This window comes from Candidatus Ruminimicrobium bovinum, from assembly GCF_902760015.1.
In the GTDB taxonomy this organism is placed as follows: Bacteria; Elusimicrobiota; Endomicrobiia; order Endomicrobiales; family Endomicrobiaceae; genus Ruminimicrobium; species Ruminimicrobium bovinum.
Genome location: NZ_CACWEU010000188.1, coordinates 1 through 6,135 on the forward strand (window position 1 = coordinate 1; position 6,135 = coordinate 6,135).

General features: G+C 24.7%; 6 protein-coding genes. 2 read left to right on the top strand and 4 right to left on the bottom strand.

The features are described 5' to 3' along the window. Together ACMUOV_RS06325 and ACMUOV_RS06330 are read left to right on the top strand one after the other, a co-directional pair. Positions 1-490: glycosyltransferase (locus ACMUOV_RS06325; RefSeq protein WP_413854262.1), on the top strand; the 490-nt coding region annotated here is incomplete at its 5' end. After that, positions 487-1,149 carry a glycosyltransferase family 2 protein gene (locus tag ACMUOV_RS06330; protein ID WP_413854263.1) on the top strand — a complete coding sequence of 221 codons (663 nt, stop codon included), beginning with the start codon at positions 487-489 and terminating at the stop codon, positions 1,147-1,149. The genes ACMUOV_RS06325 and ACMUOV_RS06330, both read left to right, overlap by 4 nt. A gap of 28 nt (positions 1,150-1,177) precedes the next feature. On the opposite strand, the gene ACMUOV_RS06335 is transcribed toward ACMUOV_RS06330, so the two are convergent. The 4 genes from ACMUOV_RS06335 to ACMUOV_RS06350 form a co-directional block, all read right to left on the bottom strand. After that, positions 1,178-2,278 (bottom strand): radical SAM protein, encoded by a 1,101-nt coding sequence (locus ACMUOV_RS06335; protein WP_413854264.1) that lies wholly within the window; start codon positions 2,276-2,278, stop codon positions 1,178-1,180. Beyond that, on the bottom strand, positions 2,278-4,446 hold the full coding sequence (locus ACMUOV_RS06340) for a glycosyltransferase (protein ID WP_413854265.1): 2,169 nt from the start codon (positions 4,444-4,446) through the stop codon (positions 2,278-2,280). The genes ACMUOV_RS06335 and ACMUOV_RS06340 overlap by 1 nt, the downstream gene beginning before the upstream one ends. A 4-nt stretch (positions 4,447-4,450) precedes the next feature. Beyond that, the gene (locus tag ACMUOV_RS06345) at positions 4,451-5,485 is read right to left on the bottom strand and encodes a glycosyltransferase family 2 protein (RefSeq protein WP_413854266.1); all 1,035 of its coding nucleotides are present in this window, start codon (positions 5,483-5,485) and stop codon (positions 4,451-4,453) included. 37 nt (positions 5,486-5,522) lie between these two features. Beyond that, positions 5,523-6,135: glycosyltransferase family 2 protein (locus ACMUOV_RS06350; RefSeq protein ID WP_413854267.1), on the bottom strand; the 613-nt coding region annotated here is incomplete at its 5' end.

The window sequence follows — 6,135 nt, forward strand, 5'->3', positions numbered from 1 at the left end:
CAAAGGAATACCTTTTGCAAGAAATTTGGCAATTGAAAATTCAAACGGTGAATATATAGCATTTTGTGATTCGGACGACTATTGGCTACCGGAAAAAATAAATACTCAAATACAATATTTTAAAGAACACCCTGATTGTGAAATTGTATTTACAAAATATGAAAATTTTTTCGAAAGAAAAGAACTTAAAATTTGTAAAAAAGCCGTTTTAGAAAAAGAATTGGAGAAAGCGGATAAAAAATATTTACCGAGTGCATTAATAAAAAAATCTATTTTTAAACTATATGGAAATTTTGACGAAAAATTCCAAACGGGCGAAGACACTGAATTTATTTACAGAATATCGGAAAACGGAACAAATGTCAGTCATTTTGTTGATACAATTTTTTATATAAGAAGATTGCACGGTAATAATATAACTTTAATAAAAAACACAAAATATTCAAATTATATTATGAATTTATTAAGAAAAAGGATTTTAAACAAATGATATCGGTAATAATAGCTGCCAAAAATGCTTCAAAATATATTAGAGAAACCATTGAAAGTATACGAAAACAAAATATAAAAGATATTGAGATAATTGTTGTTTGTGATTCATGTACGGATAATACAAAACAGATAGCTCAAGAATTTTGTTGCAAAGTTGCGGAAGTAAATTTTTCCTGTATAAGTAAAACAAGAAATGCAGGGCTTAATTTTGCTTCCGGAGAATATATTTTATACATAGACGCGGACGATATTCTGAATGAAAATTCAATATTTGCATTATATAATGAATTTATTAAAGATACAAGTATTGAGGCAGTTTTCGGCATGACACAAGATTTCATATCTCCCGAATTATCCGATACGGACAAGACAAAATTAAAAGCAAGAACCGATAATTATTTCGGAATGTTGGCAGGGGCATCTTTAATAAAAAGGAATGTTTTTGAAAAAATAGGAACTTTCAACGAATCTTTAAAATCAGGAGAAATTATAGATTTTCAAATAAGACTGAAACAAAAAAATATCAACATTAAAAAGATACCTGTTGTAATTTCAAAAAGAAGATTACATAATGATAATTTCGGAAGGACTAACAAACAACAGGAATTTAAAGACTATCTTAGTATTTTAAGAACAAAAATAAACAAACAGAATTAAAATTTAACATATAATGCTTAAATCTCAACTAATATTCTTGTTTTTTCAAATATTTTTCAATTAATTTATACTTTAATTTTACAAAAAATCTTTTAATAAATGACGGAGCTTTACCGTGTGCTATCATTTCATTAGATTCGCATAACTTTGAACTGAAAAAACTCTTAACTTTGGGCTGTAACCACTCAGTTCCGTCATTACATACTCTGTTTCTTATTTGTGCATAAGTAGGTGCAGCATGTTCGGGAATATCACCGAATGCAAGCCAAGCATGAGAATTAAAACAATGTGCCTCCGGACAATAATATCCTACAGGTTTTGAAAAATCTATTTTTTTGTTAATATCTTCATAAATATTCGGATCTATTGTTTTTCCTAAATAACATTGTTTTAATTCCCCTGTTCCCATCATTAGAAAAGCAGTCCATACTCCTGCATAACAAAACTCTTTTCTTTTAACATTAAAACATTTCATTTTATAATCAAACATTATGGAATCAAATTGATTCCAAACTTTTTTATATTCTTCCCTACTTAAGTTTGTAAGTATCGGAAGTAATTTCTTCCTGTTATTTCTTGCAACGGTAATATGAGGTAGAGCTCCAAAGTTTTCGATAGAAAATCGCTTAATTTCTTCTATATATGGTATTAGCTCGTCATTTGGTGTGATTTCAATAGTGAAAGATATTTTAGCATTTCTTATTTTGTGAACATTTTTAACAAATGTTTCAAACAAATTTAATCTTTTAAGTTCTAAAAATTGAAAAGAAAATTTTATAAACAAACGAGATAATAAATCTTTAGGAAATTCACACAATTGTTCAAATCTTTTAGTTATTGTACCATTCGTTATTAAATTAACATAATGACCTTGTTGTAATAAACCTAATGTTATAGGAATTATTTCCGGTGGTAAAAGTGTTTCTCCTTCTCCACAAATATTTATACCGCATACTCCACCTAAACGCTCTTTAGAAAGAGCTTTTACAATATGTTCAGGCGAATATTTAAACTTTGGCAATTCTTTATCAAAATCTCTATTTTGTGTTATATAACAGTAATGACATCTTAAATTACATGTTTTTACCGGGAAATTACAATCTATAAATTTTTTTATTTTATCAGTCATTATATTTCACTCCAATATATTTTTTCAAGTCCGAAATTTTGCTTTACACTTTTCCATTCATTAACAAATTCGTTAAAAGATAATATATTTATTCTTGCTTTATTTTTTTTGTTACTTGAATTAAATTTATCAATTTCATTTATTAATTCACTAATATTATTATATAATTTTACATTAGGATATTTAGACATAGAATTTTCCAACACATTTGATAATTTTTTATACTTATTATCGAGAATATAAACTTTTTTATTTAATAAAGCAGCGCAAATACCTATATGCAACCTATCCGTTACAATAAAACCGTAACTATTCAACACTTTAAAAAAAAGTTTTATCATTATATATGTAAAAGATTTATCTGCACAAAAAGAGTTTGCAATTAAAGACAAATCTATTAAAGAAATTTTTCTTTTATTTTCATCTATAATTGCTTCTTTGTCTGTTCTAAAGAAACAACCTATATTATTTGATTTTCTTAATGCTCCATTATACTTACACACTATACAGGTATAATATTTATATAATTTTTTTAATTCCTTTTTTTGTGATTGTGATATTTTTACAACATTATTGCAGATTTTTGTTTTAGATTCCGTAAACTTCACATTTAAAGATAATGCCATATCATCTGCTAAAATAAATTGTGCTTTATTATTTTTTGACAAACAATAATTATAACTTTGTTTTTCTCTACAAAAAACAGTAAACCTTTCATCAAAAACTTCCAAAACATCGTCACATTCATAAAAACTTGCGGGTAATACAATTACTTTTTGTAATTTCTTTGATTTAAATATTTCAAGAATTTCCTGATAATATTGTCTATAATATTTTGTAAAAAGTCCACCTCCGCCGTAAACAATATTTACGGGCAGTTCAATATATTGTTCATATTTAGTCATATCAATAACATTATATTCTAAATTTAATAAATCAAAAAACTTATAACATGCCGTGGCAATTGCCATATCACCAAGGTTTCCTCTGTTAGGAAGAAAATAAAAATTATTTATTTTTTGCAATTCATCACAAATTATTTTATTATTTGTATCTTTTTTAGTTTCAATTTCCAAAATACGATTATCAAAATTATTGTTTTTGCAAAATCTCATAAAAAAAATTTGTAATCTGAAATATACTGCAGTTATGATTTTTTGTTTATAATATCTAAATTTACTTTTCCACTTATTTAAATTAAATACATCTTTCAACAATAGAAAATACCATATTTTCTCAATTTTAAAATATAACTTGTTAAAAATATTACAATATTTATTTTTACAATTATTAATTTCCAGTAAATATTTATTCTTTAATTCTTCTATATACATATAATCTTTTTTAGGAACCATTTTTTTTGTTGTGTCGTAATAAATATTCAACAGATAAAACAAGCTATTATAATTTGTTATAAAAGATTTTTTATTATTGGAAAAGCTCTTAAATAATTCATACCAGTTCAGCATATGGTCAATACCGGTTTTAAGCATTTTATTTTTAATTGTTTTTCCCATTATGGAATCATTTCTTATTCTGTAATTATGAAAATATTCTTTACTGAAATATGCTTTTTTGGATAAGAATATATAACTCCATACAAAAAATATATCTTCGTATAATAGTCCTTTAATAAAATGTAAATTATTTTTATTTATTATTTCTGTTTTAAAAATTTTATTCCATACATGAATATTAGTATTTAATCCTATATTTATATTTACACCATATATCCCTTGTCTTTTTACAAATATATATTCGTCTATATCTTTTTTATTATAAACATCACTGCCTTTTTCAAAAAAAGATTTAGAACTGAAACAAAAATAATCAACCTTAAAATTATCAAAAACTTTGATGCTCTGTTCGTATAAATGATAATCAATATAATCATCACTATCTAAAAAATGACAAAATTCTCCGGAAACATATTTTAAGCCCGTATTTCTCGCATCGGAAAGGCCGCCGTTTTGCTTATGTATTACTTTTATTCTGTTATCTTTTAAGGCGTATTCATCACAAATTTTTCCGCTATTGTCTGTTGAACCGTCATCAACTAATATTATTTCTAAATTTTTATATGTTTGATTTATAACGCTATCAAGACATTGTCTTAAATAACGGTCTACATTATATACGGGAATTATTACACTGATCATTGATTGCATATTTTTACTTTTCTTTAAATTTTAAATTTTTACGAATAAACATTTTAATATTAGTAATACATAAAAGTTTATACCAATAATATAATTTTGGGTAAAACATTATCAAACGTAACTTTAACACACCCCATTTAGAAAATAGAGACTCATCTATTTCTTTATTTTTATAAGCATCTTTAAAATCATTTGTAAAAACTTCAAAAAAATATTTTTTTAACGGAAAAGATACTCTGAAAAAATTATACTCATAATTACAAAATTTATAATAACTGTATATACCTAAAAATTTTGCCTTAATATCAGGATTTTTTTCTAAAAATTTTCTTATGTAATCATATTCTTCTTTTATACAAAAAATTTTTTCTTTATTATGCACGGATGAATTTACATTATCACTTCTATACATGTAATAAGGTTGATTTAAAAAATAAACTTTTTTTGCTCTGCAAAAAGTTTGAAACCAAAAACCTTGATCCTGGAAACTTGCCCCGGGAGTTTCGTTATGCGCAATATGATATTTTTCAATAAAACTCCTTTTATATATGCCACACCATGTATTCATGACAAATTTAAACGGAGTCATATCTTCTTGTAAATTTATAACTCTATTATAATATTTCCCACTCTCGTCAAGTCTATTATAAAATAACCTAATATTACCGTTCTTACAAATAAAACTATAAAAATCGGCTTTAATAAAATCAACATCATTTTCAACAACTTTTTTATAAAGATTTTCATACATATCCGAATTTATATAATCATCAGGTTCGACAATACCTATGTATTCTCCGCTTGCATTATGAAAACCTACATTCATTGCTTTACCGTAACCTTCATTTTTTTTATGAAAAACTTTTATTCTATTATCTCTTTTGGCATAATCATCTAATATTTGTCCGCTTTTATCGGTTGAACCGTCATTAACACATATTAATTCAATATCTTTTAATGTTTGATTAAGTATGCTATCAAGGCATTGCTTTAAATATTGTTCTACATTATACACCGGAACAATTACCGATACTTTCGGATTATTCATATTTGAAATTCCTTATAAAATTTTAACAAATTTATTATCATCTTGTTTTATTTCGTATTATTGAAATAATATAAACAAATAAATACATTTTATGTTTTAAAAAAAATAATGTTATCTTTTTAGTAAATGGAAAATCTTTTGAATCGCACAACCTTATACTATCTGCAAATAACTCATCTTTTAATATTTCCTTTAACATCCGTTTCCTTTTATCATAGCAAACTTTATTTTGTAAATTAAAACAATAATTAACACATATCAGTAATAAATGATGAGCAACAAAATTATTCCATTGTGTTAAATATTTTGTTTTATCAATTGACAGTTCAATTTTTTTTAACGAATCACTGTAAAAATTAAAATAAAATTTATTAAATGTTCGTACTGTAGAAACATTTGATAAATTATAATGGTATAAAATATTTGGAATATAAATAATTTTAGGGTTATGTTTCATTAACCTTAAGCAAAATTCGGCATCTTCAGCTAAAACCAATTCTTCATCAAATAATAAAATATTATTTTTTAAATATTTTGAATTAAATATTTTTCCCCACACAGTGCCTATGGATTTTTGAAAACCCAGTAAATCCTGAATGAATTCATCTTTTGTTTTTGAAGTTTTCTCTTTCGTGATAATATTTTTTTCA